General features: G+C 66.4%; 22 protein-coding genes. 10 read left to right on the forward strand and 12 right to left on the reverse strand.

Going from position 1 to position 26,321, the window contains the following annotated elements:
* Window positions 1-116 precede the first annotated feature (116 nt).
* Window positions 117-845, forward strand: coding sequence for a hypothetical protein (locus tag IEW19_RS16155; protein ID WP_188572618.1), 729 nt, complete (start codon window positions 117-119; stop codon window positions 843-845).
* A gap of 64 nt (window positions 846-909) precedes the next feature.
* On the opposite strand, the gene IEW19_RS16160 is transcribed toward IEW19_RS16155, so the two are convergent.
* The 5 genes from IEW19_RS16160 to IEW19_RS16180 form a co-directional block, all read right to left on the reverse strand.
* Window positions 910-1,689, reverse strand: coding sequence for a DeoR/GlpR family DNA-binding transcription regulator (locus IEW19_RS16160; protein WP_188572619.1), 780 nt, complete (start codon window positions 1,687-1,689; stop codon window positions 910-912).
* 148 nt (window positions 1,690-1,837) lie between these two features.
* Window positions 1,838-2,842 (reverse strand): 4-hydroxythreonine-4-phosphate dehydrogenase PdxA, encoded by a 1,005-nt coding sequence (gene pdxA / locus IEW19_RS16165; RefSeq protein WP_188572620.1) that lies wholly within the window; start codon window positions 2,840-2,842, stop codon window positions 1,838-1,840.
* The gene (locus tag IEW19_RS16170; RefSeq protein ID WP_188572621.1) at window positions 2,842-4,047 is read right to left on the reverse strand and encodes a four-carbon acid sugar kinase family protein; all 1,206 of its coding nucleotides are present in this window, start codon (window positions 4,045-4,047) and stop codon (window positions 2,842-2,844) included. The genes pdxA and IEW19_RS16170 overlap by 1 nt, the downstream gene beginning before the upstream one ends.
* Window positions 4,044-5,033: a 2-keto-3-deoxygluconate permease gene (locus tag IEW19_RS16175; RefSeq protein ID WP_188572622.1), complete on the reverse strand. Its 990-nt coding sequence runs from the start codon at window positions 5,031-5,033 to the stop codon at window positions 4,044-4,046. The genes IEW19_RS16170 and IEW19_RS16175 overlap by 4 nt, the downstream gene beginning before the upstream one ends.
* A 166-nt stretch (window positions 5,034-5,199) precedes the next feature.
* Window positions 5,200-5,925, reverse strand: a complete 726-nt coding sequence (locus IEW19_RS16180; protein WP_229748520.1) for a YoaK family protein — start codon at window positions 5,923-5,925, stop codon at window positions 5,200-5,202.
* A gap of 102 nt (window positions 5,926-6,027) precedes the next feature.
* On the opposite strand from IEW19_RS16180, the gene IEW19_RS16185 reads away from it, so the two are divergent.
* Genes IEW19_RS16185 through IEW19_RS16210 form a run of 6 tightly spaced genes read left to right on the forward strand, consistent with a single transcriptional unit; the run spans window position 6,028 to window position 13,682 of the window.
* Window positions 6,028-7,698, forward strand: coding sequence for an ABC transporter substrate-binding protein (locus IEW19_RS16185; protein WP_188572623.1), 1,671 nt, complete (start codon window positions 6,028-6,030; stop codon window positions 7,696-7,698).
* 11 nt (window positions 7,699-7,709) lie between these two features.
* Window positions 7,710-8,660: an ABC transporter permease gene (locus tag IEW19_RS16190; RefSeq protein WP_188572624.1), complete on the forward strand. Its 951-nt coding sequence runs from the start codon at window positions 7,710-7,712 to the stop codon at window positions 8,658-8,660.
* Window positions 8,660-9,556 (forward strand): ABC transporter permease, encoded by an 897-nt coding sequence (locus IEW19_RS16195; RefSeq protein ID WP_188572625.1) that lies wholly within the window; start codon window positions 8,660-8,662, stop codon window positions 9,554-9,556. Before IEW19_RS16190 ends, IEW19_RS16195 begins: the two co-directional genes overlap by 1 nt.
* A gap of 2 nt (window positions 9,557-9,558) precedes the next feature.
* Window positions 9,559-11,379: a gamma-glutamyltransferase family protein gene (locus IEW19_RS16200; RefSeq protein ID WP_188572626.1), complete on the forward strand. Its 1,821-nt coding sequence runs from the start codon at window positions 9,559-9,561 to the stop codon at window positions 11,377-11,379.
* Entirely contained in the window at window positions 11,363-12,994 is a 1,632-nt protein-coding gene (locus IEW19_RS16205; RefSeq protein WP_188572627.1) for a dipeptide ABC transporter ATP-binding protein, read from the forward strand. The genes IEW19_RS16200 and IEW19_RS16205 overlap by 17 nt, the downstream gene beginning before the upstream one ends.
* Complete coding sequence (locus IEW19_RS16210) at window positions 12,975-13,682, forward strand: GntR family transcriptional regulator (RefSeq protein WP_188572628.1); 708 nt, start codon at window positions 12,975-12,977, stop codon at window positions 13,680-13,682. The genes IEW19_RS16205 and IEW19_RS16210 overlap by 20 nt, the downstream gene beginning before the upstream one ends.
* A 56-nt stretch (window positions 13,683-13,738) precedes the next feature.
* Here IEW19_RS16210 and IEW19_RS16215 read toward each other — a convergent pair whose 3' ends face one another.
* From IEW19_RS16215 to IEW19_RS16235, 5 genes are all read right to left on the reverse strand, one after another.
* On the reverse strand, window positions 13,739-14,542 hold the full coding sequence (locus IEW19_RS16215) for an alpha/beta fold hydrolase (protein ID WP_188572629.1): 804 nt from the start codon (window positions 14,540-14,542) through the stop codon (window positions 13,739-13,741).
* Between the two features lie 262 nt (window positions 14,543-14,804).
* Window positions 14,805-16,046, reverse strand: a complete 1,242-nt coding sequence (locus IEW19_RS16220) for a Wadjet anti-phage system protein JetD domain-containing protein (RefSeq protein ID WP_188572630.1) — start codon at window positions 16,044-16,046, stop codon at window positions 14,805-14,807.
* Window positions 16,036-19,443 carry an ATP-binding protein gene (locus IEW19_RS16225; RefSeq protein ID WP_188572631.1) on the reverse strand — a complete coding sequence of 1,136 codons (3,408 nt, stop codon included), beginning with the start codon at window positions 19,441-19,443 and terminating at the stop codon, window positions 16,036-16,038. The genes IEW19_RS16220 and IEW19_RS16225 overlap by 11 nt, the downstream gene beginning before the upstream one ends.
* Window positions 19,440-20,081, reverse strand: coding sequence for a DUF4194 domain-containing protein (locus IEW19_RS16230; protein ID WP_188572632.1), 642 nt, complete (start codon window positions 20,079-20,081; stop codon window positions 19,440-19,442). The genes IEW19_RS16225 and IEW19_RS16230 overlap by 4 nt, the downstream gene beginning before the upstream one ends.
* Window positions 20,078-21,520, reverse strand: coding sequence for a DUF3375 domain-containing protein (locus tag IEW19_RS16235; RefSeq protein ID WP_188572633.1), 1,443 nt, complete (start codon window positions 21,518-21,520; stop codon window positions 20,078-20,080). The genes IEW19_RS16230 and IEW19_RS16235 overlap by 4 nt, the downstream gene beginning before the upstream one ends.
* Before the next feature lie 411 nt (window positions 21,521-21,931).
* Between IEW19_RS16235 and IEW19_RS16240 the strand changes: the two genes are divergently transcribed.
* Window positions 21,932-22,774, forward strand: a complete 843-nt coding sequence (locus IEW19_RS16240; protein WP_188572634.1) for an esterase/lipase family protein — start codon at window positions 21,932-21,934, stop codon at window positions 22,772-22,774.
* Between the two features lie 80 nt (window positions 22,775-22,854).
* Here IEW19_RS16240 and IEW19_RS16245 read toward each other — a convergent pair whose 3' ends face one another.
* Together IEW19_RS16245 and IEW19_RS16250 are read right to left on the reverse strand one after the other, a co-directional pair.
* The gene (locus IEW19_RS16245) at window positions 22,855-23,244 is read right to left on the reverse strand and encodes a hypothetical protein (RefSeq protein WP_188572635.1); all 390 of its coding nucleotides are present in this window, start codon (window positions 23,242-23,244) and stop codon (window positions 22,855-22,857) included.
* A 21-nt stretch (window positions 23,245-23,265) separates the two neighbouring features.
* Window positions 23,266-23,991 carry a hemerythrin domain-containing protein gene (locus IEW19_RS16250; RefSeq protein WP_188572636.1) on the reverse strand — a complete coding sequence of 242 codons (726 nt, stop codon included), beginning with the start codon at window positions 23,989-23,991 and terminating at the stop codon, window positions 23,266-23,268.
* Between the two features lie 189 nt (window positions 23,992-24,180).
* Between IEW19_RS16250 and IEW19_RS16255 the strand changes: the two genes are divergently transcribed.
* Together IEW19_RS16255 and IEW19_RS23605 are read left to right on the forward strand one after the other, a co-directional pair.
* Window positions 24,181-24,627 (forward strand): S8 family serine peptidase, encoded by a 447-nt coding sequence (locus IEW19_RS16255; protein ID WP_188572637.1) that lies wholly within the window; start codon window positions 24,181-24,183, stop codon window positions 24,625-24,627.
* A 955-nt stretch (window positions 24,628-25,582) separates the two neighbouring features.
* Complete coding sequence (locus IEW19_RS23605) at window positions 25,583-26,311, forward strand: hypothetical protein (protein ID WP_229748521.1); 729 nt, start codon at window positions 25,583-25,585, stop codon at window positions 26,309-26,311.
* The last annotated feature ends 10 nt before the right edge of the window (window positions 26,312-26,321 follow it).

A 26,321-nucleotide genomic window follows, 5' to 3' on the forward strand; every position in this document is an offset into this window, starting at 1 on the left:
TGGGCGGCCGACGGGTGCGGAATCAAGCCGATGCAAGGCGTTGACCGGGTGCGTCTGTGAGCGCATGCTTTACGTTACGGACAGTGAGGTCCTACTCATCAGGGGGGTGGGTGCTTGTGGATGAGACCGGACGTGCCCTTGTCACCGCGGTGCTTCCACCGCTCGTTACAGCAGTCCTCGCCGCACTCAGCCTGTGGTCTTCGGAGCTGCGCAGGGAACGCAATGCGGCCCAGCGCCGACGGCAAGCGATCGCGGAGGAAACCAATCACGTCAGATATTTGAAGGCGTGGCTGGAGACCGAACTCCTGGCCGGCGGTTCCAAGGGTGGAGAGGCCAGCAAAGTTCGGGCGGAAGTGCGCAAACAGCTTGTTGCTTCCCATGCCCGGCTTTCGAGCGTTGGGATGAAGAAGACGGAAGCCCGTCCTCCCGTGATGTTGAGGGCACTGAAGACGGCGGCACTTGTCCCGCTCTCGCGTCCCGCAGCCCGAGTTGTGCGTGGCGTCTACTGGTTTGTCCTCGTCCTCGGGATTTGCGTTTGGTCCTTTGTCATCACGAGGGACTTCACCGAGGTCCGCACCATCAACGTTGGCGTTAGTGACCACTTCTTTTTCTCATTGATGGTGCTGCTGCAGTTCCTGAGCGTCGCGGTACTCTTGGCGCACTGGGCGCGGGCTCTGGAAAGCGGGCGGGACCTGCGTGCTTCGGATCCGTCAATCGGTGCTTTGTCCCCGAACGCGTCGGGTTCGGGTGCGGGAGCGCACGAAGCCCGACTTGCATTTGGCATCGGCCTAACCGCTCCGCACAGGCGCCGGCTATCCAGTGATCCAGGCCGAAGCGAGCGATAGAGGTCACAACGACCGCGTCCGATGTCTGGACTCAGGAACCGACTTTACTGGGAGCCTGGCAAGGTCACCCGCTGACTGAAACGGCCGCCACCTCAACCTGTACCCCCGCCTCCCGGAACTTCCGCACCTGGGCGGGGTCGGCGCCGTCGTCCGTCACCAAGGTCCAAGGCAAAGCCAAACGAACCCACGCGTGGAAAGGCCGCAGGCCGAGCTTGGACGAGTCGGCCAGAACATAAACGGAACGGCCCCGTCTAGCCATGAGCTCCTTGAGCCGGGTTTGGGCGTGGTCGGCTTCGCAGATGCCGTCCTCGGCGGTGACCGCGTCGGCGCCCAGGAACACCCGGTCAAAGCTCATCCGCTCCAGCGCCGCCTCGGCCAGCGGGCCCACGAAACTCTGCGAAACGCCGCGCAGCCGGCCGCCCAGGCAGTCCACCTCGATGCCCTCTGAATCGGCCAGCTCCTGCAGGGTGTTGATGCCCGGCGTCGTCACCGACAGCTTCGCGAACCCCCGCAGCTCGTGGGCCAGGGCACCCGCGGTGGACCCGGCGTCGAGCAGGATGTTCTCCCCGGCCTGGACCACCGACGCCGCCCACCGGGCGATCGCGTGCTTCTGCTCGAACGCCTCACCCGTCCGCTGCCGCAGCGACGCCTCCGGGTGCGCGCCCAACGCCATCGCCCCGCCGTAGGTGCGGGCCAGCTTCCCTTGCGAGTTAAGCAAAGCCAGGTCACGGCGGATGGTGGACGCCGTCACCTCGAAGCGGGCGGAGAGTTCCTCCACGGAGGCCAGGCCGGTGGTCACGGCAAGGTGATAGATCTCCTCGCGCCGCGCTTTTGCGCTCAGCATTCCCGGTCTCCTTCCCGTGGCCATGGCGGTGGCAGTGCTACCCATGCTAGTTCCGGCCCAGGGTTTCGACGGACTCAACCAGCAGGGGGAGACAGCGACGGCCGGTCAGCAGCTCTCCGCTGACCGGCCGTTTCACGCGGGGAGGCGCCTACAGAGCTTCCTCGCGTGCCGGCGCCAGGTCCACTGCCTGGCGCAGTGCCTCAAGAAGCGACTCGTGGTCGGCAATATTCTTTCCCGCGATGTCGAACGCCGTGCCATGGTCAACGGACGTGCGAACCACGGGCAGGCCCACGGTGATGTTCACCCCGTTCTCCAGGCCCAGGACCTTCACCGGGCCGTGGCCCTGGTCGTGGTACTGGGCAACCACAAGGTCGAAGTCGCCGCGGCCGGCAAGGAAGAACAGGGTATCGGCCGGCAGCGGACCGAAGGCGTTGATACCCTCCGCCTGGGCCTTCTCGATGCCCGGCTGGATCTTCTCCGCCTCTTCGCCGTAACCGAACAGGCCGTTCTCGCCGGCATGGGGGTTGATGGCGCAGACGGCGATCCGCGGGTTGTCGATGCCAGAGGCGCGCAGCAGTTCGTAGCCACGCTTGATGGTCCGGTAGACCAGGTCGCCGTTGATCTTGGCAATCGCATCGATCAGGCCGATGTGGGTGGTTACGTGGATGACGCGCATCTTCGGGGCGGTCAGCATCATGGAAACTTCCTCGGTGCCGGTCAGCTCAGCAAGGAGTTCGGTGTGCCCGGGGTACTTGTGGCCAGCGGCGTGCAGGGCTGCCTTGTTCAGTGGCCCGGTGCAGATGGCATCCACCTGGTGGTCCATGGCCAGCTGGACGGCTTTCTCGATGAAGAGGTAGGAGCCGTGGCCGGCCGCCGCGGAGAGTTCGCCCCAGGCAAGGTCTTCCGGGATGCACTCGATGTCCAGCACGTCAATGGTGCCCTCCTCGAACAGCGCCTCCGACGGCGCCGTGACCTTCCGCAGGGTCAGCGGGCTGGAGACGATGCCCGCGGCGAGCTGCAGCCGGCGAAGGTCGCCGATCACGAGCATGCGTGCCTTTGACCGCAGTTCGCTGTCAGCAAGGGTCTTGACGATGATTTCCGGTCCAATGCCGGCTGCATCGCCCATGGTGATGGCAACAATCGGACGTCCCATTATTTGATACTCATTTCAGTCGTTGAGGCAGTAAGAAATTGTGTGGTCCGGGCCAGCGTACCGGCGTCCCCGAAGGCGCCAGCCTTGGTGACCAGCAGGGGAAGCGGCGCCGGCAGCACGCTCATAACGACGCCGGGTTCAATCTCACCCAGGACGGTGAAGCTGCCCACTCCGAGGGCCTTCAGGACTGCCGTGGCCGTTTCGCCGCCCGTCATGACCAGGGCATCACAGTGCCCAATGCCCGCAGCAGTGGCGCGGGCCAAAGCCTCTGCCACCACCAGCGCCTGCGACTTGTCGATGGTTCCCATCGGATCCGGGGTCAGCACCACATCGTTCCCGGTCATCGCTTCTGCAACCTTGCGGGCAACATCAGGCTCGTCCAGCGCGTTGTGGTCCAGCGTGATGTGCTTCGCGCCGGCGGCGACAAGGGCCTGGGTCTGCTGCCGCGCAAGGCCCGAGTAGCTGCCGATGACGGTCATGGTGCGGCTTGCATGCCCAACCTGCGCGTTTCGCGCACCCGTTCCCTCTCGGCGCGCGGCGATGTGTCCGGCGAGTCCGCCGGAGCCCACCAGGAGTGCTGGGAAGTCCAGCAGGTTCGCAGCGGCCGCGATGGTCTTCAGATCCCGGTTCGAGGAGGCGTCCAGTACGACGGCGTCAATGCCGCGTTCGTGCACGTCCCGCAGGTGCCGGGCCAGTTCGTCCGGGCTGCCTTCGGATCCGCCCGCGGCCACCTCAGTAGTGAGGCCACCGGTGGCGAGTGCCGCAGCCACATCGCCGCCAAAGCTTCCTTCCGTGTTAGGGAAGCCGTTGACGTGGACCGTGCCGCCGTTTGTGGTCCTTCCAGTGCCGGGGAACGCCGGAGCCACAATGGCCAGGCCTTTGCCGCGGCCCTGGGCGATGGCCTCCAGTGCTGCCGCCACCTCTGCGCCCACGTTGCCGCGGAGCAGCGAGTCGATCTTCTTGAAGACCCGCCGGTGCTGGCGGAGGGCCCGTCCGGCCGCTGCCGTAACGGCTGATGCGGCTTCCGCGGGAGCCAGGTACCGGCTTTCGGTGTTGATCGAAAGGATCCCGGCCTCGGGCCAGATGCAGTCGACGTCCAGGAGTACGGAACTGGTGTGTGTGGGTCCGTAGGCTGCGGCGGCATCTGCCGCTCCCGTGAGGTCGTCGGCGATGATCGCCCAGCGCGCGGCTGCGGGGGTGTTCATACTGCGGCAGTCACCTCGGGCGATGCCACAGCCTCCTTGGTCCTGAGGCGCTTGGCGTACCAGGCGACCATGAGGGGGCAGCCGATGGCAGTGACCACCACGGAAGCGGCAACCAGGACGGTGGCGGGTCCTGCAGCCGGAGCGTATGCAGGATTGGCTGCGGCCACCAGCATGGGAACTGTGGCAGCGTTGCCGGCGGTGGTGGCTGCCGCCAGACCGGCAATGCCGGATCCTCCGGTCAGCTTGTCGGCGAAGAAGAGCACGGCGCCGCCGGCGATGAGCACGAACAGGCCCAGTGCCACTCCGAGCAGCCCGGCGTTGAGCACCTGGCCCAGGTTCAGTCCGAAGCCGAGGGCGAGTGCGAAGAATGGAATGAGCACGGGGGCCGCGGAGGACAGGAACTTGCGCATGGCCGGGTCCAGCGCGCCCAGGATGGCGCCGAGGAGTAGGGGGATGATGGCGCCCACGAGGGCCTGCCACGGGAACGCCGACAGCCCGGCGACGCCGAGGGTCACCATGGTCAGGAAGGGGCCGGATTCCAGCGTCATGACGGAGTAGGCCGCCACGTCCTTGGGCTTGCCGTACTGGCCCATGAGCGCCATGTACATGCCGCCGTTGGTGTCGTTGAGGGCAGCAAGGATGGCCAGGACGGAAAGGCCCGACAGCAGGCCGCCGTCGATGGGAAGTTCACCCAAGAACCTGCCGGCGATGACGCCGATGATGATGGCGAACAGGACCTTGCTGCCGAACAGGACGCCGCCCTTCTTCAGGATGTAGGGCGTGGCCTTGATATCGATGCTCGCACCCATGCAGACGTAGAAGACCGCGAGGATGGTGGTGCCGCCGGTGAAGAGCGCGCCGGTGAACGAGCCGAAGAATTTGGCGGAATCCGGGGCGAAGGTGCCAAGCACGGCGCCGATGAGCAGGGGGATCAACATCATGCCGCCAGGAACCTTTTCCATGGTGGCCTTGATTGGGACGGACATAAAGCAACCTCGTTGTTGTTTGGGGAATGGGGTCGAGCAGGCAGCTCGAAGCATGATGTAGATCATAGCCATGGCTGCGCGTTCAGCGCAAGACTGTCTGCGCGTAACGCGCATTACTGGCCAATGGACGCTGTGGCCATGGCCGCCTTCCCCTCCAGCCCCGGGGTCAGTCCCTGGCCATCGAGGGACTCCACGCGGCCTTCGCCTCCGCCGCCGCGCGGCGGTGTGCGGCGTGGCCCGTCACCGTGACGGCCGTCGCAATTAGCGCAGCCAGCGACAGCGCCAGCGCCAAATGCACATGCAGCGCGGCCGCTCCCGCCAAGGCCCCCAGCATGATCAGGGCGATGGCCAATGCACGCCGCTGCCAGAACGTTCCCTTGCCGCCGGCCAGCCTGGAGTCCGAGGCCAGGCCTGTGATGGTTGACGTGACCACCACCGTGGTGATTTCCGCGACCTTCAGGCGCTTGGCTGTCGCAGCCTGGGTGCCCATGAGCAGGGCGAGCACGCTGGTGACGGTGCTTCCAAGGGCGGGATCGGCCTGCACCGGAGCCAGGAGCACGAAGACCGCCAGGAGCCACAGGCCCAGCGACACGGCGGACAGGGCGGCTGAGGTCTGCGGTGACCAGCCTTCGCCGCTGCGCCGAAGGAGCCGGCCGGCCAGGGCTGCACCCAGCATGAAGAAGGCCAGCGCCAGCGCCGGCCGCAGTACGGGGAGGCTTGTTCCGCCGGCCATGGCCATGCCGAGCAGCACCACGTTGCCGGTCATGTTCCCGGTGAAGACGCGGTCCAGGCCGAGGTAGCCCATTGCGTCCACCACGCCGGTGGAAAACGTCAGGGCCAACATAAGCACCAAGTGCAGGCGGCCGGCCGAGCCGAAAAAGTGTGTTCTCACCGTATTTTCTCCGATACATCCTTGAAACAAACGTATACCAAGGTTATGTTCATACAGCGATTGTATTCAATCTCACATTTCGTGCTCGATCATAGGACTTGTATGAGACTCCCGATCCGCCTCCCGGGCCTTCCGGACGGCACCCTGTCCAGGGCGAAAGGCGCTGCTGTAGGTGGCACCCTGGCCGCCCTGGCACTGGCGATGACCGCCTGCGCGCCCATCCAGCCCCTGCCTGAGGCCGTAGCGCATAACGACGTGACATCCGCCCCTATCGGCAACCAGAAAGCCGCTGACGGCGGGGACCTGGTGATGGCCCTCTCTGCTGAACCGGACCGCCTGGACCCCACCACGTCGTCGTCCCTCTACACCCGGTATGTCATGCAGACGATGTGCCAGAAGCTCTACGACATCGACGCCCAGGGCAAGATCGTGCCGCAGCTTGCCACCAAGCTTCCCGAGGTGAGCAACAACGGGCTGACGGTGACCATCCAGGTCCGGGACGATGCGGTGTTTGCCGACGGCACCAAGTTCGACGCCGAGGCGGTCCGCGCCACCCTGGACCGTGACCTGACCATGAAAGGCTCCGCCCGCAAGAGTGAACTCGGGCCGATCAGCGGCATCGCTGCCCTGAACCCCACGACCGTCCAGATCAGCTACAAGAAGCCTTTTGCCCCGCTTACCGCAGCGCTCGCGGACCGGGCCGGCATGATCCTCTCACCGACGGCCGTTGCCGCGGCAGGGGATTCCTTCGGGGATCACCCCGTGTGCGTGGGGCCGTTCAAGTTCAAGCAGCGCATCCCTCAGACCTCCATCCAGGTGGAACGTGACCCGCTCTACTACGACGCCAAGAACGTCCACCTGGACACGGTCACCTACCGGATCATGACGGATTCCAACATCCGGACCGCCAACCTGCGGTCCGGCGACGTCCAGGTGGCGGACAGCATCGCGCCCCAGGACGTGGACGCGCTGTCCAAGGAACGCGGCATCGGCGTGCTCCAGGTGGGATCCCTTGGCTACCAGGGCCTGACCATCAACCTTGGCAACACCAACGGGGTTGGCAAGCCGCCCGGGGACCTCAATACACCCCTGGCCAAAAACGCCGCCATCCGCCAGGCGCTGTCCATGTCCATCGACCGCAAGGCCCTGGTGAGCACGCTGTTCAACAACTGGTACGAGCCTGCCTGTTCTCCCGTGGCACCTTCCAGCCCCTTCTCCTCGGACGCCAGCCAAACCTGCCCCGCCTACGATCCGGCGAAGGCCAAACAGATGCTGACGGACGCCGGCGTCCAGGTGCCCTTCCCCATCCGCGTCCAGGTCACCAACTCGCCGGACTCGCTGCGGTATGCCCAGGCGCTGCAGGCATCAGCGGCGGACGGCGGATTCGCCCTGACCATCGCGCCTGTTGAATACTCCACTCTCCTGGACGTCCAGAGCCACGGCAGCTTCGAAGCCCTGCTGCTGGGCTGGTCGGGGCGCGTCGACCCGCACGGCAACATGTACAACTTCCTTGCCACCGGCGGCGGCAACAACTACTCCGGCTACAGCAACCCGGCGGTGGACAAGCTCCTCACCGACGCCTCCGCCACCACCGACCAGGCTGCCCGGGCCGCCCTGTACGGGAAGGCCGTCCAGCAGGTCCAGGCGGACGACCCCGTGATCTACCTCTACCGGATCCACAGCCTCACGGCCTATTCCACCAGGGTGGCCGGAATCGAAACGTTCGCGGACGGTGTGGTCCACCTCAGCAACGCCGCCTTCGTGAAGAAATAAGGACATCCACCATGATCCGATACCTGTCCACCCGTCTCTGGCACTCGGCCATCACCCTGGCGCTCGCCTCAGTGGTCATCTTCATTGGCATCCGCCAGCTCCCCGGTGATCCGGCCATTGCCATGGCGGGGGAGGAAGCCAGCCCTGAACAGCTGGATGCCATCCGGTCCAAGCTTGGCCTGGACCAGCCCCTTCCCGTGCAGTACTTCTCCTTCATCGGCCGGCTGCTGCAGGGGGACCTTGGCAAGTCCACCCGTACCGGAACACCCGTCACGGACCTGCTCGCGGGCACCCTGCCCGTGACGCTGTGGCTTGCCGCCTACGCCATCGTGGTGGCCGTCGTCGCCGGCGTCCTGCTCGGTGTGGTGGCCGAGCGGTACCGCGGCCGCTGGCCGGAATGGATCTCCAACGGCTTTGCCCTCATCGGGCTGTCCGTCCCAAGCTTTTGGCTCGGCCTGCTGGCCATCCTGTACCTGGCCGTCAACCTCGGCTGGTTCCCGGCTTCAGGCTATGTCGACGTCGGAACGAACCCCGTGCGCGGCCTGTACTACCTGACGCTGCCCGCGCTGATCCTGGGCACCGGCCTCGCCGCCGTCATCCTGCGGCAGACGCGGGCTTCCATGATCGAAACCATGAGCACGGACTACGTCCGCACCGCCCGCGCCAAGGGCCTGGGCGGCGGCCGCATCCTGTTCCGCTACGGGCTCCGGAATTCCCTGATCGTGGTGGTCACCATCGTGGGCCTGCAACTGGGCGGACTGATCTCCGGCGCCGTGGTCACGGAGCGCATCTTCGCCCTGCCCGGCTTCGGCAAGCTCACCCTTGATTCCGTCTTCACCCGCGATTACCCCGTGATCCAGGCCGTGGTGCTCGTCATCACTGTTGGGTACATCCTCATTAACCTTGCGGTGGACATCCTGTACTCCGTGATCAACCCGCGAATCCGAGTAGGAAGCAACTGATGGCCGTCACCGACATCCGCCCTGCAGCCCCGGGCGCAACCAGCCTGGGCTCCGACCGCGGACGCATCTGGAAGTCGCTCCGGCGGAACCCCCTGGGCCTGGCCGGCGGCATCCTGCTGGCCCTCGTGGTCCTGGTGGCCCTGCTGGCACCGCTGCTTGCCCCCTACGATCCGGCGCAGGTCCACTTCGCCACCCCGTTCCAGAAACCCGGCACGGTAGGCTTCCTGCTGGGCACCGACGACCTGGGCCGCGACATCTTCTCCCGGCTGGTCTTCGGAATCCGTTCCTCGCTTGAAGTGGGGGTGCTCGCGGTCCTGCTCTCGGTGCTCATCGGAACCCCGCTGGGACTGCTCGCGGGCTACTGGAAGTGGCTGGACGCCATCATTTCCCGGCTCAACGACGTGACCCTCGCCTTCCCCTTCCTGATCATCGCGGTGGGCCTTGTGGCCATCAGCGGCCCGAGCCTGGGCAACGCCGCGGTGGCGATCGGCATCGCGCACATCCCTGCCATGATCCGCATCATCCGCGGCGAGACCCTGCGGATCAAGGAAAGCGACTTCGTCATCGGCGCCAGGACCATGGATGCCTCCGGTGGCCGGATCATCTTCCAGCACATCCTTCCCAACACGGCCTCCTCGCTCATCGTTCAGGCAACGGTGATCATGCCCGCCGCCGTCATCGGCGAAGCCGTGCTGTCCTTCCTGGGCCTGGGCATCCAGCCGCCCGCACCCAGCCTGGGCATCATGCTCTCCGACGCCCAGCAATACCTCTTCCGCTCACCCACGGCGGCCATCGTCCCCGGCCTCGGCATCGCCGCGATCTGCCTGGCCTTCAACCTGTTCGGCGACGCCCTGCGCGACGCCATGGACCCCGCCGCCACCAGCCGAAAGAAATAGCCATGACCTACACCCCTGCAGACAGCTTTACCACCCGCCCCACCCTCCAAGGCACCTTCGGCATGACCGCCTCCACCCACTGGCTCGCCACCGCCTCTGCGCAGGCGGTACTGGAACGCGGCGGCAACGCCTTCGACGCCGCCGTCGCCGGCGCCTTTGTCCTGCACGTGGTGGAACCCCACCTCAACGGCCCCGGCGGGGACATGACCGGCGTGTTCGTCACGGCGGAGAACCCGTCCGAACCTGTCGTGCTCATGGGCCAGGGCCCCGCCCCGGCCGCCGCGACCCGGGAGCATTACCTGGCCGAAGGACTCGAACTCGTGCCCGGAGCCGGAGCGCTCGCCGCCGCGGTCCCGGCCGCCGTCGACGCCTGGCTGCTGCTCCTTGCGGACCACGGCACCTGGGAGCTGGCGGACGTGCTGTCCTTCGCCATCGGCTACGCCCGCAACGGGCACCCGATCGTGGGCCGCGTGGGGACCACCATCGAAACCGTCGCCGAGCTCTTCACCGAGCACTGGCCGACGTCGGCCGCCCTCTGGATGCCGGACGGGAAGATTCCCGCAGCCGGAGACATCATCAAAAACCCGGCGTACGCCAATGTCCTGGACCGGCTCATCGGCGCCGGAGAGACGGACGCGTCAGCGTCGCGGGAAGCACGCATCGAGGCCGCCCGCCGGGAATGGCACGAGGGTTTTGTGGCAAAGTCAGCGGTCAAGTTCCTCGCTACGCCCCACCGCCACTCGTCCGGCGCCGACCATGCAGGCGTCATGACCGAAGCGGATTTCGCCGGATTCTCCGCCGGCTACGAACCCGCCACCACCATCGAGTTCCGCGGCCACACCATCGCCAAGACCGGCCCGTGGGGGCAGGGCCCTGCTTTGCTGCAGACCCTCGCCATCCTGGAAGGGTTCGACGACGACCGCCTGGACCCGTCCACCGCCATCGGCGCCCACACCATCCTCGAGGCGCAGAAGCTCGCCATCGCGGACCGCGAGGCCTACTACGGCGATTCTGCCGTGCCGATGGACTATCTGCTCAGCCCCGAGTACGCGGCGGAGCGCCGGGAGCTGATCGGCGAGCAGGCCTCGCACGACTTCCGGCCCGGAAACGTCCCCGGCCACGAACCCTTCGTTCCGCCGCTGCGCACGGAGTACTTCCCGCCGTCGCTCTCGGAGAACGGTGGGCTGGCCTTCGCCGGCGTGGGGGAACCCACCGTCATGCCCACCGGGGAAACCCGCGGGGATACCTGCCACATCGACGTCGTGGACCAATGGGGAAACATGGTCTCGGCAACGCCCTCCGGCGGCTGGCTCCAGTCGTCCCCGGCCATCCCCGAACTCGGCTTCTGCCTGGGGTCCAGGCTGCAGATGACCTGGCTGGAGGACGGCGCACCGTCCACGCTGACGCCCGGCAAGCGCCCCCGGACCACGTTGACGCCCACGCTGGTACTGAAGGACGGCAAAGCGGTGACCGCCCTCGGTTCCCCTGGCGGGGACCAGCAGGACCAATGGCAGCTGCTGTACCTGCTCCGGACCATCGTGGGCGGTTACGAGCCCCAGCAGGCCGTTGACGCACCCTCCCTCCACACCACCTCCGTCCCCGGATCCTTCTGGCCCCGGACCTGGACGCCGGGCGGTGCGGTGGTTGAAGACCGCGTGGGCAACGACGTGATCAGTGAACTGGAAGAGCGGGGCCACGTGGTGACCCGGGCCGGGGACTGGGCGCTCGGCCGCCTGTCATCGGTGGTCAGCGAGCCTGAAACGGGCATCCTCAAGGCTGCCGCCAACCCGAGGGGAGCGCAGGGCTATGCAGCAGGACGCTAGGAACGAAGGAAAAACGCTGCTTTCCGTCCGCGACCTGGAGGTCAGCTACGGCGGCACCCCGGTCCTGGACAAAGTCTCCTTCGACCTGAAACAGGGCGAGCGGGTGGCGATCGTGGGCCAGTCAGGATCGGGCAAGTCCACCGTGGTGGGCGCCATCCTGGGCCTTTTGTCCGGCGCCGGCCGGATCACCCACGGGTCCATCCTGCTCAACGGGGAAGACCTGGCGGAAGCCTCCCAGGAGGAGCTGCGCGGCATCCGGGGCAAGAAGATCGGCCTGGTCCCGCAGGATCCCATGTCCAACCTCAATCCCTCCATGAAAGTCGGTGCCCAGATCGCCGACGCACTGGCAAGCAACGGCATGCGCGGCCGGGCAGCCATTAAGCAGCGGGCCGTGGAACTTATGACGGAAGCCGGCATTCCGGACGCCGAACGCCGTTACAACCAGTACCCGCACGAGTTCTCCGGCGGCATGCGCCAACGGGTACTGATCGCCATCTCCCTGGCAGGGGAGCCGGACCTGCTGATTGCTGATGAACCGACGTCGGCCCTTGACGTCACCGTCCAGCGGCAGATCCTCAACCACCTCCAGACACTGGTGGACGCCCGCGGCACCTCGCTGCTGTTCGTGACGCATGACCTGGGGCTGGCAGGGGACCGTACGGACCGGATCATCGTCATGGCCGAGGGACGGATCGTTGAGAGCGGCACGCCGTGGGAGGTGCTGTTGAATCCGCAGGAGGACTATACGCGGCGCCTGGTTGCGGCCGCACCGTCGGCGAGCCTTTCCGCCGACCCGGCCTCGGACCCACCTGCCCCCGAACGTGATCGTCCCGCTCCCGTGCTGTCGGTCAGGAACCTCGCCAAGGAGTTCAAGCTGCGCGGCCAGCGCGGGCGCAGGATCCAGGCTGTGGATGACGTCTCCTTCGACGTGCACGGGGGTACCACCACGGCCGTCGTCGGTGAATCCGGATCCGGTAAGTCAACCGTTGCCCGGATCATCCTGGGCCTGGAGACACCCACCTCCGGCTCGGCGTTGATCAAGGGTGAGAGCATCGCCACCAGCAACCCACAGACGCGCCGCGCCCTGCGCCGCATCGCACAGCCCGTTTTCCAGGACCCTTACGGATCCCTGGACCCCACCTTCAGCATCGAGCGGCTGATCGACGAGCCGCTGCGGATCTTCAACGTAGGGACGCGGGACAGCAGGCGCGAACGGGTAGCGGAACTTCTGGACCAGGTGGCGCTGCCGCGGACGGTGGCCCAGCGCCGGCCCCATGAACTGTCCGGCGGCCAACGCCAGCGCGTGGCGATTGCCCGGGCCCTGGCGCTGGAACCGGAACTGCTGATCCTGGACGAGGCCGTCTCAGCCCTGGATGTCCTGGTCCAGGAGCAGATCCTCACCCTGCTGGAGGACCTGCAGGATAGGCTGGGCCTGACCTACCTCTTCATCACGCACGATCTGGCCGTTGTCCGCCAGATAGCGCACAACGTGGTGGTCATGAAAACTGGAAAAGTGGTTGAAACCGGCAGTGTGGACCAGGTCTTCCTGGCACCCTCGGCCGACTACACCAAAGAACTACTTGGAGCGATACCCGGTGCAGCCTTCGCTAGCTAGCGGCGATCCCACCCCACGGGCCCGCGTCCAGGATGAAATCCGGCGGGACATCATCTTCGGGAAGCTCCCCGCCGGGACCAGGATCACCGAGTCCTCCCTGGCAACCAAATACGGGATTTCCCGGGTTCCGGTCCGGGAAGCGTTGCGGGCCCTTGAGGTGGAGGGCTTCGTTGAGTCGAAGCCCTTCGCCGGGTCCACGGTGTCGGAGATTCCCGTGGACGACGCCGATGACCTCTTCGCCGTGCGCGAGGCCTTGGAAGCCGCGACAGCCCGCCGGGCTGCCCGGCGGGCCGCCGCCCAGTTTTCGGCGGGCGGTCCAGATACGCAGTGGTGGGAGACACGGCGGGAACTGGCCGCGATCCTGGACGAGGGCGACGAAGCGGTGGCAAGCGGGCAGGTTGAACTGCTGCCCGAGCTGAACATCCGCTTCCATCTGGGGGTGGCTGAATTGAGCCGCAGCTCGTCCCTGACAGCACTGCTCCGCCAGATCGCCGGCAAGATCGAGTGGCTCTACGCCTCGGACGTGGACTCCCGCGGTATCCGGTCCTGGGCCGAACACCGGGGCATCATGGCAGCCATCGATGCCGGCAACGCGGAGGCCGCCGAGCAGGGGATGGCGGCACACGTCCACGGGTCCAGGTCGGGATACCTGAGCCGGTTCAAGGAGAAGGACGCCAACGCGATGTAGCGGCTGGGATGACCGCTGCCGGACACGATCCGACTGATCGGCGCCGGCCCGTGGGTTCAGCGGCTTTGGGATCCGGACGAAATGGGCTGCCCATCGTGCTTTCCTTCGGCCGATTCCCAGTGCCGGCGCAGTGCCTCCGCCAGCCGCTGGGGCTCCGCACGGTGGGGCGGATCGAAATGGTGGCGGCCGGGAAAGACTTCCAGGTGGAAATCTGGAAAGAAGACGCGTGCCAGCCGTGCCGCAACCTCCCCGAAGTCATCTGGATGGCTGAGGCCGCCAAGGGCAAAGAACACCGGCTTGGTGAAGGCGGCCAGCCGTGACCTGTCCAGGTCGTAGTCTTTGAAGGTTTGCATGAAGGCTTTGATGCCGGCCGGCCGCTTGGCCATCCACGGCGGCGGTGGACCCGCCTCCCTGGGCGGAAGGACGACGTCGGCCCTTACCTGCAGCTTTATGAAGGCGGGCATGAACTGCTCCGGAGGGAGTCCATCCAGCTCCTCGAACCTTTTCCAGTGCTTGGCGTAGGCCGGGCTCCAGTCCCAACTCCCTGCCCATGCCGGCTCCAGCAGGGCCAGGCTCTTCAGGCGTTCGCGGTGCTTGGCGGCGAACGCCAGCGCTGCCGCGCCGCCACCGGAGTAGCCCAGGAGGTGGAACGTCTCCCAACCCAGCGCATCCGCTTCCCGCAGGACTCCTTCAACCTCGGTGTCGAGAGTCCAGCCCTCAGGCACTTCATCGTCCTGATAAAGCTCCAGTTCCTTGGCGACGGCTTGCACGCCGGGGCCCAAGGCCTCAATCAAGCCTCCGTAGGCAAGGTCGGCAGGGAGTACTGAACCAGGAAGCAGAATGGCCCGAATCGGTTCCATGCAAGAACGATACGCCTGTTCGACGCGGCCACAATGGCGTCGGGAAACCGATGCGCACAGCCCGCCGAACTCTGGTTGGGGCATTCCTGCTGCCCCTATCCAGACGAGGCCCGGTAGCGCGTGATGACCCCATGAAAAGATCCGCTCTTTCCGGTCCCGCATCGATGGTGGTGGTGCCCAGCTGTGAGCTGATGTCGCGAGGGGCTGAAACTGGCGGGCCGCAACGCTGCCAGCGCCTTTCCGATGTCCGCCTGAAGTGCAGTCATCCTGCGGACAATTGCCGTGCAGCCCAATCCCAGCCGATCAGCTCCTGCTCCAGGCGCATGTTGCTGCCGTACTTATTGTTCCCGAGGGCCTCATACAGGGCTGCCTCTGCCGGCGTCAGACGCCCAAGCGGCGCCTTAGAAGGCGACGGCTCCCGTCCCCAGAGGTCCCGGTGCGCCAGGAGCGTCTCCTCATCCATCAGCACGCTCTCCACATGCGGATGGACAGACCGCAACTGGTCCAGGATCCGGAAGCCGTGGGTGTCAAGGTCGCCCCAGTACAGGACCCGGCAGCCACGCAGCCAGACCGCGTCGCGCAGCGACGAGAACCCATAGCCCGCGCCATAGAGAGCCAGCGCTCCGGGCCGCTCCGGCAGGGCCAGGAAGTTCACCTGGTTCTCGGTGGCGATCACCGTGTCCACGGGCAGCTGCAGCGAACTGAACGCGTCAGCGGTGACGGTGACGTCGCGCGCGCCGCCAAGCACTTCGTGAGCCGGGTCCAGCAGCCGGAACCGGACCAGCTCCGGCGGGTGGAGAAAGCCGTGCCGCATGGCGAAGCGGGAGGCAGGAGTGCGGCCCGCGCCGTCCTCCAGGGCGGCGTCAGTCCCGGGAGCTTCAGCTGCGGGATCAGGCACAGCCAGGTCGTTAGGCTCGGACGTGGCAGTAAGGGCCGCCAGCAGCTGGTCAACAACCTGCCGGTGCCGCTCGATGAACTTGGTGTGCACGCCCGGAAGGACCAGCTGCCGGACGTAGATCCCCGGCGCCGCATGGTCCCGCAGCCAAAGTGCCACCCTGGCGGCCGCCACAGCGTCAGGGCCCAGCTCGAGCAGCTTCAGCGGGCGGCGCCCAGCCCAGTTCAGCAGCAAGGGATCGAGTACCCCAAGATCCTCGGCCAGTCGGCGAAAGCTGGCGGCATCCCGGGTTTTGCCAAGGAACGAAACTTCGTCCTCAACAGAAACAAACACAGCCGCGGCCGGAATCCGGTTGGAACCAACTGTGCGGCGCCCAACCTCCATCATCTCCAGTTGATAATGGCCCACCCCGGAGGTCAGCTCTGCCGCCCAGGCACGGACCGCCGCATAATCGCCCAACAGCTCCGCCGCCGTCGGGCGTTTCAGGACCCGCCGCCGTGGATAGCTGCCCGAAGGAGAAAGCACCTCCCGCAGCAGTGCGCCGCTGTTCCACGCCTTCCGCGACTGGGCGCGCAACCCGGACAGGGTGGTCCAGGCCCTATCGGCCATGCCGGTCCTTCTCTTCGCGATACTCCTGGATGGTCATGTTGCGCAGCTGTGAATCGTCGCCGTTGGTGTTGGCCACGAAACCCACGTGGGAGACGAACGGCTCGATGACGTGGATTTTCTGCAGGGGAGTGACGATCAGCAGCTGCAGTTTCATGCGCTGGAAGAGCTCCAGCCCGTACCGTGCCGACTCGTCCGAGCCGCGGCCGAACGCCTCGTCAATCACCACGAACCGGAAGCTCCGCCCACTTCCTGCGTTGCGGCCAGCACCCTTGCCGGAGCCCAGCCCGAACTGGAACGCCAATGCCGCCGCGAGGATGGTGTAGGCCAGCTTCTCCTTCTGGCCCCCGGATTTACCGCCGGAATCGGTGAAGTGCTCGTACTCCTCGCCGTTTTCCGTCCACTTCTCGGAGGCTGAAAACGTGAACCAGTTCCGCACATCCGTGACCTTCGAAGTCCATCTCCGGTCCAGCTCGGTCAGGCCGTCCCGGCCCCGGAACCGTTCGATCAGCCGCTCCACCTGCAGGTACTTCTGCTCCGAGTATTGGTCTTCGTCACCGATGGTCCCCTCCGAGCATGCGCGCAGGTCGCTGCCGAACTCGCGCACATCCTGGTCCGAGGCTGACTGGTGCTCCAGCTGGATGTGGCGCCCCGTGTTGTAGGGGATCCCCGCCAGCGACTGGTTGATCTCGCCGATCCGGTTGATGATGTCCTGCCGCCGGCTGTCCAGGAACGCGTTGAAGGCCACTACCTCGTGGATGGTGTTCTGGTTCAGCGACTCCTTGAACCGGGCCTCGAACCGCGGAAGGTCATTGCTGACAAGTTGCTCGAGCAGGCGGTTGTAGTCCGGCGCTGCGTCCAACGCCGCATCGAAGTCGGTGGTCTCGTTCGGGTATTTGTTGCGGAAGTCCGCCATCTGGCGGACGGTGCCCTCCGCTGCGCGCGCGATGCGCTTGGCCAGGGCATCGATGGCGTCCGTCAGGCCTGACCGCACCGTACTTTCCACGGTCCCGGTGTTCTTGTGGGTCAGGGGCTTTTCGCCCAGGGCCTGGCTGGTGAGGCGTTCGACGGCGGCGAGCACTTCGCCGTCGTCGGTCACCGGTGTTTCGGCCAGGACAGTCCGGCACTCCGCGATTGCGTCGGCTATGTCCCGGGCGTCCTTGTCGTTGGCACCCAGCCGCTGCTGCAGCTTGCCCGCCTTGTCTTCCGCGCGGTCCAGCTCTGCTGTCACCTGGGACTGCTTGGCCATGAGCTGCCGCAGGATGTCGCTGGTGGACTCGAGCTCCCCCTTCTCCGCCTTCAGGTCCTCGATTCTGCGCGCGGTGAGCTGCCAGCTGACCTCGCTGAAGTCCCGCACCGAGGCGATGGTGCCGAGTTGCCGGTTCTGCCGGCCGATCAGGCCCAGCCGGTCGGTCACCTTGCCGAGCTCCGTGGCCGCCACCTTCAATCGGCCCTGGACCTCATCCTGCGCGGCCCGGAAGCGGGCAATCTTGTCGTGGTTGTCCCACCCCAGGACGTAGCTGCGCCGGTCGGCCAGGTCCTTCCGGTCGTCCTTTTCGTGCCGGCCGCGGGCACCTTTGAGCTGCCCGTTCACCGTGAGTGCCTTGGGATGGCGGCGGAAATCAGCCAGGTCCTCGCAGCAGAAGTAGTCGAACCGGCTGCTGAGTTCGTCCTGCAGGAAATCCCGGAACGGCGTGCCCTGCTTGATGGCGATCTTGGCTGCGAGTGTCCCGGGCTCCAGCGTCTTGGGTGAGTACGAGTCCGCTACCCGCAGGTACACCAGCCTGCCGCGCAGGTTGTTGGCGTCCACCCAACTGCTTACCGCGGGGTAATGCCCAGCGGGCACCATGAGGGACAACGCGAATCCACGCAATGTCCGTTCCGCGGCGCCCTCCCAGGCGCCCTCGCCCTCGCGGACCCGCAGCAGCTCGCCAACGTACGGCAGTTCGGTGTCCTTGATCCCCGTTCCTTCACAAAGCCGGCGGCGGATTTCCAGCTGGGGGAGGGGGATCAAATTGCGCCGGGCCTGCAGGCTGGTCAGTTCGGCGGCGATGTCGGCTGCCTTCCCCTGGAGCTCGGCTTGCTGCATGGACAGCCCGGTAATGCCGGTTTGTAGTTCGCCCGCCTGGCGGCCCAGGTCCTGTTCCACGCCGGCCAGCCGTGCACGGTTCGCATCGAACAGCACGCGGTCATCCGGAGTGTGCAACCCGAGATCCCTGGCGGCGGAGGCGTACGTCTCGAACCGCTGCCGCTGGGCTGCGGATTCGTCGGCGAGCCGTGAGAGGTCCGCGTCGATCGCTGCGAGCCGCCCTCCGCCATTGGTACGGATGTCCTCCTCCACCCCGTAAAGATCCCGGCGCAGCTGTGCCACCTCGGCCTTGAGCCGGGTGCTGTCCTCCACCAGACGGTTGCCGGTCCGCTCCAGCTCGGCTTGGTGCTCCAGGCTCAGCTGCAGCTTCCGGTGGGTGAACCAGGGGTGCAGCTGGTCCCGCTGCCGGCGTGCGAAGTGGTCCTCACCCGAAAGCTTTGCGTGCTGGGCGGCACCGTCCCTGATTGGCGTCAACAGTCCGATCTGGTCCTTGGCGCGGAGGACGGCGTCGTGGGCTTTCTTCAGGTCGTCGAAGTGGTGGATCAGGTTGGTGATCCGGGTGGCAACGTCGTCCTCTTCCAGCATGTTGCTGCGCACGAACGAGGTGATGTTTTCCACCTGCTTCATGGACACGGTCCGGTGGAAGAGCTCCATGGCCTGGTTCCCGCTGATGCCGAAGTGGCGCTTGAACGCGGCCGCGTACGGCTCAAAGGAATCATGAACAGAAACACCGGCGCCGCGGAGTTTCTTCTTGAGCTTCAGGGGATCCTGCCCAAAGTTGGAGAAGTCCGCCGCGATGGACTGGTCCGTTTCCGCCAGAGTGTAGAAGCGGACAGGCTGACCTGCCTCCTGGGTTGCCCACAACGTGATGCCGAGCGTGATCCATTTGCCCAGCACCGCGTTGTGGAAGACGCCCAGCACCACTGTCAGCTGGCCCGTCCCGCGCAGCGCCACGGGTTTGGAGTATTCTCCGCCGGTGCTCCGGGCGCTCTTGTGGTAGCCGCGGACGTATGACATCAGGGAGCGCTCTTTCTTCTGCGCTCCCGCCGCCTTGTTGTAGTCGATCTTGTGCGCGGGCAGCAACAGGGTGGTGATGGCATCCACCACGGTGGATTTGCCGGAGCCGATGTCTCCGGTCAGCAGGCTGTTGGCCCCGTCCAGCCGGAACGTGCGCACGCCCTGGTGGAATGTGCCCCAGTTGAGCAGCTCCAGGCGGTGCAGCCGGAAGCCCGGGGGAGTGCCGGCGTCGTCCGCCGTTTCATCCAGGCTGAACAGGCTCTCCTGCAGGTCCGTGGTGATTTCCGCCGTCACTTGCCCTCCTCCGCTCCGGTACGGTCCGCGCCTCCGGCCAGCGGCTCCCCGGCGAGCGTCGCACGGTAGTCAGCCAGCCGCGCGTCGAACTCCTCCAGCCATTGCGCATCCACGTAGGCCTTCAGGATGCGCGCCACCTCGTACGTGTCAGCCTGCCCCTTCAGTTTCCGCAGGAAGCCAAGCTCCACCACTTTCCTGATGTCAGCCCGGAGGCGGTCCAGGGTCCTGGCCTCGTTGCTGGAATCCGGCCGGAACAGCGAGACCATGTCCTCGATATCCTGCTCCGTCATGATGAGCCGGACTTCGCTGCTGTTGATGTCGAACTCCATCATGCGGCGGCGGAGCAGGGCCAGCAGCAGGCTGACGTTAAAGGTGAGCGAGCGGCGGGCGATGAGCCGGGGGAGCGCCAGGTCCGGATCCTCCCGTGAGCGCAGGAAAGCGTAGCCTTCGGACTCGTCGAGGATCAGCTCCAGGCCCAGGACGGCAACGTAGTCGCGGACGTGCGATGTCAGGCCCAGCAGGGACTGCCATACTTTCTCGTCGTTCTCCGCGTAGAGCACGCCCTTGAAAAGCCGGGTGACGACGGCGGGAAGTTCCTCGGGCGTGTGGGTTTCCGTTTGGTTGGTGGCGGGATTCATGCCGGCCTTCCGAAGATGATCTGCTCGATGGCGGCTTCACGGATGGTGCCGTCCGGCAGTCGCCACGACAGGTGCTGGGACTGTCCGGGGTTGATGGTGGCCCAGTCCGACTCGGTGGCCAGCTGGTAGTAGGCCACCACCTCGGCGAGTCCCTGGGAAAGCGGGTAGGCCAGGGTGATCTCTGCGAGGGTGGCCTGGTCCGCCTCGGCCAGGACGGCGTCGATATTTGCCTTGAGCCGTTCCTTGTCCACGAAGAACTGGTTGAACAGGGCGGCGGCGTCCACGTCAGCGTCATCGGCTGTTTTGATGGTGTCGTCCACCAGCACCTTGCGGCTGGGCTCATACAGCGGCCGCTCAAACGGCAGCACCACGTCCACCGACGGCGCGTCGATTTCCAAAAAGGCGCCCGACGGCGGCGCCTCCCGGGTGCCCAGCGCACCGGATTCGATGCTGCGGATCAGCTGCATGATCCGTTTGTTCTCCAGGAACACCTTGTCATCCAGGAGCCGGCGCATCTGCTGGGACAGCTGCCGGACGGTGGCCTGCGTCTGCTCGACGGCGGGCAGCCAGTCCTGGTGCAGGTTGGCCACAGCGTGCAGGCCGTCGGCCCGGGCGAGGGCCTCGATCCGGGTGGCTCGTTGCAGCAGGTCCTGCAGTTCGGTGCGCAGCTGTGGGGACATGAGGTAGTCCCAGAAGCCCTGGAAGGTGCGGCCCTGGAGGGAGCTGCTGATGTCCTGCTGGTTGTCGAAGATCGACTGCAGCAGTTCGCCCTGGGTCCCGTCCCAGGTGGCGATCTGTTCGCGCACCTGCCGGTCGAGCCTGCGGAAGTTCTGCTCCACCTCACGGAAATCGGCCAGCAAATCCTTGGCCAGGGCAGTGAGTTGCTGGAGGTGGTCCAGGGCTTCGGGGCCGGTCATGACGCGGATGTTGCCGTCGCGGATCCGCTGCATCTCGGCGTCGATCCCGTCCCGCTGGCGCTGCAGCTCGGCGAGCCGGACCTCGGGGTCCGTCTCCGACTGCTGGACGAGCTGCTTGAGGACAGCGAAGATGCTGGTGAGCCGGGACTGGGTGGCGACGAAGTCCCTGCCGCGGAGGCTCTCCACCCAGCGGACCACGTCCTCTGCTGCCGCCGTGAGGTCGTAGTGCGGCTCGTCCTCTCCTTGCGGGTAGTACTTGCGCAGCCACTTCCTTTCGTCGGCGGCCCAGTCGTCCAGGTACTCGCCGGCGGGGCGCGGGAACCGGTTTTCCCCTTCGCTGTCCCGCAGGCCAAAGAGCACGTCGTCGAGGACGTCGATCAGCTCCTGCCGGCCGAGGTTGCGCTGGTTTGGTCCCGTGAACGCAGCCATGAAGAAAGCCAGTGCCAGCGGAGCGTTCTGGGCGCGGAGGAGCGACCAACCTGCGTGGTTTTCGCGCAGGGAATTAATGGCGTAGAAGTCCATGCGGGTCCCGTGATTTGTGGGCTCTTTCTGTGGATTCACTCTAGGGGACGGGCCCGACATTTCCCCAGCAGCGCCGGAACGCCGCTGTTCGGATAGGCAGGCGCCGCCAAGCTTGGCCCGCGGGCGCGTGCCGCACCTTGCGCGTTGCACGTTTGTGCAGATCGCAGTGCCTGGTCCGTTCGCGCCCGACGCCGGTCAATTGCCTACTCACCAGTAACAAGACGCGCGCCGCCACTGGAACCCCCAGGAATCTTCCACCAGGTAAAAGACCCGATTCGGCGCACGTTCGTTCAGTTCCGGTCCCCTCGGGCTGCTTCGCTGCCAGCATGGAGAACCCGGCCGCAGCCCTGACAGACGCAAAAGTCCATCAGCACCCGGCCGTCCCTGAGACAGACGAACAAAGAGGTTTCCATGTCATTCCTTACCCGGGCCCTGTCCGTTGCAGCCACCGCCATCCTGGCCTCATCCCTGGTGGCGGTTCCCGCCCAGGCCGTCGATATTTCGCCACCGGGAGCCAACGACTGGTCTTGCAAACCGTCCGCGAACCATCCGTACCCGGTGATCCTGGTGCCTGGGACGTTCGAGAGCATGGAGAAGAACTGGTCCACCCTCTCGCCGTACCTCAAGAGCGAGGGGTACTGCGTCTTCGCCCTTAACTACGGCGAAACCAACGGCGTGTATGCCACCGCACCCGTCGTTGAATCCGCCAAGCAGCTCGCCCCTTTCGTTGACGCGGTCCGCTCCGCCACCGGTGCAAAGCAGGTGAACCTGGTGGGCCACAGCCAGGGCGGCATGATGCCCCGGTACTACATGGGGTTCCTGGGTGGAGCGAAGTACGTCCATCAACTCGTCGGCATCGCCCCGTCCAACCACGGCACTAAAGGCGTGATCCTGCCGCCGCCGGACCTGGTGCCCACGCCTGACTACACCGCGGCCGGCTGTGCCGCCTGCGCCGACCAGCAGGCGGGTTCGGCATTCATGCAGCAGCTCAACGCCAACGGCGATACGGTCGCCGGGCCGGCCTACACCGTCATCTCCACGGTCCATGACGAAGTGGTCATCCCCTACAACAGCCAGTTCCTCAACGGCGCAGCGCGGCAGGTCACCAACATCACCATCCAGGACAAGTGCCCGGCCGATGTCTTCGAGCACGACCAGACGCCCAACGACCCCGTCGTCCACCAGCTTGTCGCCAACGCACTGGGCCAGGCATCCGGCCCCGCGGACCCGGCCTACCAGCCCGCCTGCATCTAGCGGCGCGCTCTGAATAAATTACGACGGCGGGCGGCTTGCACATAGCCGGCGTCCCGCCGTCGTAATGCCGCCACTTGGCTTCAGCCGCTGAACCTGTGGGACGCAAGGGCGTCGAACTGATCCTGCCAAAGGCTCAGTTCTTCGTCCTTGTACCGGCGGTGGGACGGAGTCCACTTGGGCCAGAGACCGGGTGATCCCTGGCTGTGGGAGGTGGCGCGCGCCGGAGCTGGGCCGTGCGAAGGCGCTGGGCCGTGCGCCTGAGCCCGGGCCGGAACAGCCCGCCCGGGGCCGGCAGAAACCGGCGCAGGGCTTGGCGTGGCCTTCAGGGGTGCCCTGCGCCCGCTGATCCCGGGTGCCAGGTCCATCAGCCACGTGATGATCCTGGACAGCACCCACAGGGAGCCGCCCAGTACAAAAACAACGAACAGGACGGCGATCCAAAGCAGGAGGCCGATTGCAGGCAATATCATGATCATCCTTCCAAAGAGCGCCTACAACGTCGCGGGAATCGGGCGGCCAGGGAAGAGCGTGGCGTACTGCTTCCGGTACAGCCGACGCCCCACCAGCCGGTAGGCCAGCCGGACCGGGGGAGGGATCTCCTTGAACAGTTCCTTCCGGTCCGCAGGCGGGTTGGTGGCCAGCACCATCCCGAGGTACCCCACCAGGAATTTCTTGTCGAGCTGCTTGATGCCGTGCTGCCCGGCCTCCCGCATTTCCTTCCCGGTCAGCACCCTGTCGGCAACCGGCATCATCTCGGTGACCTCGCGGCGCAGGTGCGTGCCAAGGACGCTGGCGAGGTCCTCGTAGCGGGCAGCGAGTTCCGCGGCGGGCTCCTCATCCGCCCCCTGCATCCAGCGAAGGCGGACCGGTTCAATCGCCTCGAGCCGCTGCGTGACCTGCCTGTGCTGCTCAAGCATCTGCCCCACGTGCAACGCGCATGCCGGTGCCCGCTCCTTCAGCTGCGGATACATGAGCAGGTCCTCGCCCTCATGGTGGACATGGAGCACCTTGTCGAAGTTCCCCAGCACTTCCCCCACGTACGCGGCGCGGGCGGTGTCTCCCGCCGCGACGGACCGCACCAGGCCGGGTGCCTCGCCGTAGGCCCACAGGAAGAAGCGGTGGATCCGGCGCATGTCCGCCGTGCCGCCGCACAGGACGGGGCCTGCCGGGACGGGTGGCGCTGTCTCGCCGGGCAGCATTGTGAAGAAGTCGGTCATTGCACGGCCCCAATCGGACGTCTCGCGAGCCAAGAACCTCTCCCCGGCAGCATCGTATCTCCGGCCCCCAAGGCGCACAATGCCACGGCAGGAGTACGACGGCGGGACGCGCCTTGAGCGCCCAGGGTCCGGCGTTCAGGGGCTTTTACCCCTATCCGGCCGGTACGGGCGGGGACCACGATAGCCCCTATGAAAAAACGCTTCCTGGCCGGTCTCACGGCAGCTGCCATGGCCCCGGGCGCTCTCACCTTTGCCATTCCCGGCAGCGCGGCGGCCGATCCCGCAGCCCCGGCAGGGCAGATCCTCGCCAAGTTCCGCGACGACAATGCCGCGGCCGGCGTCCTGGTCCGGCACGGGCTCCGTCAAGGTTCCGGCATCGGCAGCACGGGCGCACACCTGGTCAGCGTGCCGGCCGGCACGGAACTCCGGCTCGCGGACGCCCTGGGCCGGGATCCCGCCGTCGAATACGCGGAACCGGACCAACCGGTCACGTCCGCCACCTCCGACCAGTACTTCCCCCGCCAGTACGCCCTGCGGAATGACGGGCAGGCGTTCACCAACACCAACGGCGACATCAACCCATGTCCCCGGGCGCCACGTGTTTGGGACGTTCCGCCAGCCGTGGCGCTTCCGTAACTGGATTCCGCGCGACGCTTGACCCCGCGGAGCACGCCGACTTCCATGAAATGGTGCAGCGGGTCCCCGATGAAAAGGTCGACGGCGCACGCCAGCAACAGGGCGCCCGGCACCTTCTGGAGGGTGGACGCCAGGGCGCGGGTCACCGCCGGGGCGTCGGGAGCGGCGCCTTGAGCCGCAGCGCTGAGGTATCCCGCGCCGCGGTACCGGATGATGAAGCGTGTACGGTTCCCCGTGAGGGGCCGCAGGATGAACTGTTCTCCCGCCACCAGGTGCCTGTTCGGCTCGAGTCCGGTCACGGTGGCGCAGACACCTCCGCCGTACGGCACCTGGTCGCCTACCTTGAGGTCCTGAAGGTCCGGATGGATGCGCGTTGCCGAATGCTTCCCCTCAACGTACCGGGCCCGGAACATCGCGCGTTCAAGCCAGTCATGGGTGTAGAAGCCTGCGCGGTAGATCCCCATCTGCACGATCCACGGCCAGACGCTTTCCGGTGGGGCGTCGATGGTGATGGCCCGGGTGCTCTGGAACGCCGGCAGTGGTTTCAAGTCATCGCCGGGCAGCGGCTCCACGGCTTCCGCCCCCTCTGTTCCCCACCGCAGCATGGTCGGACGCCACAGCCAATAGGCCAAGACCTGTCCTGCGAGTGATGCAGCCAGGAGCTGCCACCGTCTGCCGGGCTTCGTCGACATAGCCGCAAAGATGCCACGTGGCCTCCGGCGCATGAAGAGCCGAAGGTCCCGCCGGTCCGTTTGCCCAACGCGTTTGCGTGACTTATGGCCCTGGAAAGTCAGGAAACCCTGCAATAGCAGGTCCCGACACCAGCCGAAGACCTATAAGTCATGCAAACGCGGCGCCACCACCTCGGACTTTAGTCCCTGTTGTGGAGTAACCCTCAGGCGTAGCTTGAATGTGGGTCCCGCACCCGCGGTGCCTGCACTCAAGGGGGGGCACCATGACCAGGCCCAGGCTTACGGCATTCAGCGTTCTCGGGCTCAGCGGTCTGCTTGTCCTCACCGCCTGCTTCGGCCCGCCCAGCCCGTCCCCGACCACCAGTTCCGCGGCTCCCAGCGCGACGGCGAGCCCCACGGCGGGCAGCGCCAGTCCAAGCACGACGGCGGGCACCACCACCACGCCGACCCCAACAGCGCCCGCCGGCACCTCAGCCGCGCCCACCACCCCAGCTGCCGCGCCGCCGTCGTCCGCCCCCGCAAGCCCGCCCGCAACGCAGGAACCGCAGCCCACGCAGGAGCCACAACCCACCGGCCTGCCCGAGCAGGTGGCCCCGCTGACTGTTTACTACGTGGCGGTGGATGACAACGGCGTGTCCGGGCCCAGGATCGGCTGCGGCGACAGCCTGGTGGCCACCACCACGGCGCCGGTCCGGTTCACGGACCAGGTGGGCCCCAGCGTCCGGACCCTGCTCGCCAACAAGAGCCGCGACGTGGGCCTGTCCGGGCTCATCAACGTCCTGTACCAGTCAAACCTCACATACCTTGGCGGCGAGCTGAACGGCAGCACCATCACCACCTGGCTTTCCGGGCAGTTCATGCTGGGGGGCGTGTGCGACATCCCCCGCGCGAAGGCCCAGCTGGAATACACGGCCATGGCCGCTTCCGGTGCCACCAGCGCCCAGGTGTTCGTCAACGGCCGCCCCATTGACGAGGTGCTCAGCCTCAAGTAATGAAGGGTGG

Source organism: Arthrobacter liuii (assembly GCF_014639275.1).
Lineage (GTDB): Bacteria > Actinomycetota > Actinomycetes > Actinomycetales > Micrococcaceae > Arthrobacter > Arthrobacter liuii.

Bases quoted from the DNA above. Each gene is read 5' to 3' on its own strand.
- IEW19_RS16160 (WP_188572619.1), bottom strand. From the start codon at position 1,689: ATGCTGAGCGCAAAAGCGCGGCGCGAGGAGATCTATCACCTTGCCGTG.
- pdxA (WP_188572620.1), bottom strand. From the start codon at position 2,842: ATGGGACGTCCGATTGTTGCCATCACCATGGGCGATGCAGCCGGCATT.
- IEW19_RS16170 (WP_188572621.1), bottom strand. From the start codon at position 4,047: ATGAACACCCCCGCAGCCGCGCGCTGGGCGATCATCGCCGACGACCTC.
- IEW19_RS16175 (WP_188572622.1), bottom strand. From the start codon at position 5,033: ATGTCCGTCCCAATCAAGGCCACCATGGAAAAGGTTCCTGGCGGCATG.
- IEW19_RS16185 (WP_188572623.1), top strand. From the start codon at position 6,028: ATGAGACTCCCGATCCGCCTCCCGGGCCTTCCGGACGGCACCCTGTCC.
- IEW19_RS16190 (WP_188572624.1), top strand. From the start codon at position 7,710: ATGATCCGATACCTGTCCACCCGTCTCTGGCACTCGGCCATCACCCTG.
- IEW19_RS16195 (WP_188572625.1), top strand. From the start codon at position 8,660: ATGGCCGTCACCGACATCCGCCCTGCAGCCCCGGGCGCAACCAGCCTG.
- IEW19_RS16200 (WP_188572626.1), top strand. From the start codon at position 9,559: ATGACCTACACCCCTGCAGACAGCTTTACCACCCGCCCCACCCTCCAA.
- IEW19_RS16205 (WP_188572627.1), top strand. From the start codon at position 11,363: ATGCAGCAGGACGCTAGGAACGAAGGAAAAACGCTGCTTTCCGTCCGC.
- IEW19_RS16215 (WP_188572629.1), bottom strand. From the start codon at position 14,542: ATGGAACCGATTCGGGCCATTCTGCTTCCTGGTTCAGTACTCCCTGCC.
- IEW19_RS16220 (WP_188572630.1), bottom strand. From the start codon at position 16,046: ATGGCCGATAGGGCCTGGACCACCCTGTCCGGGTTGCGCGCCCAGTCG.
- IEW19_RS16230 (WP_188572632.1), bottom strand. From the start codon at position 20,081: ATGAATCCCGCCACCAACCAAACGGAAACCCACACGCCCGAGGAACTT.
- IEW19_RS16235 (WP_188572633.1), bottom strand. From the start codon at position 21,520: ATGGACTTCTACGCCATTAATTCCCTGCGCGAAAACCACGCAGGTTGG.
- IEW19_RS16240 (WP_188572634.1), top strand. From the start codon at position 21,932: ATGTCATTCCTTACCCGGGCCCTGTCCGTTGCAGCCACCGCCATCCTG.
- IEW19_RS16245 (WP_188572635.1), bottom strand. From the start codon at position 23,244: ATGATATTGCCTGCAATCGGCCTCCTGCTTTGGATCGCCGTCCTGTTC.
- IEW19_RS16250 (WP_188572636.1), bottom strand. From the start codon at position 23,991: ATGACCGACTTCTTCACAATGCTGCCCGGCGAGACAGCGCCACCCGTC.
- IEW19_RS16255 (WP_188572637.1), top strand. From the start codon at position 24,181: ATGAAAAAACGCTTCCTGGCCGGTCTCACGGCAGCTGCCATGGCCCCG.
- IEW19_RS23605 (WP_229748521.1), top strand. From the start codon at position 25,583: ATGACCAGGCCCAGGCTTACGGCATTCAGCGTTCTCGGGCTCAGCGGT.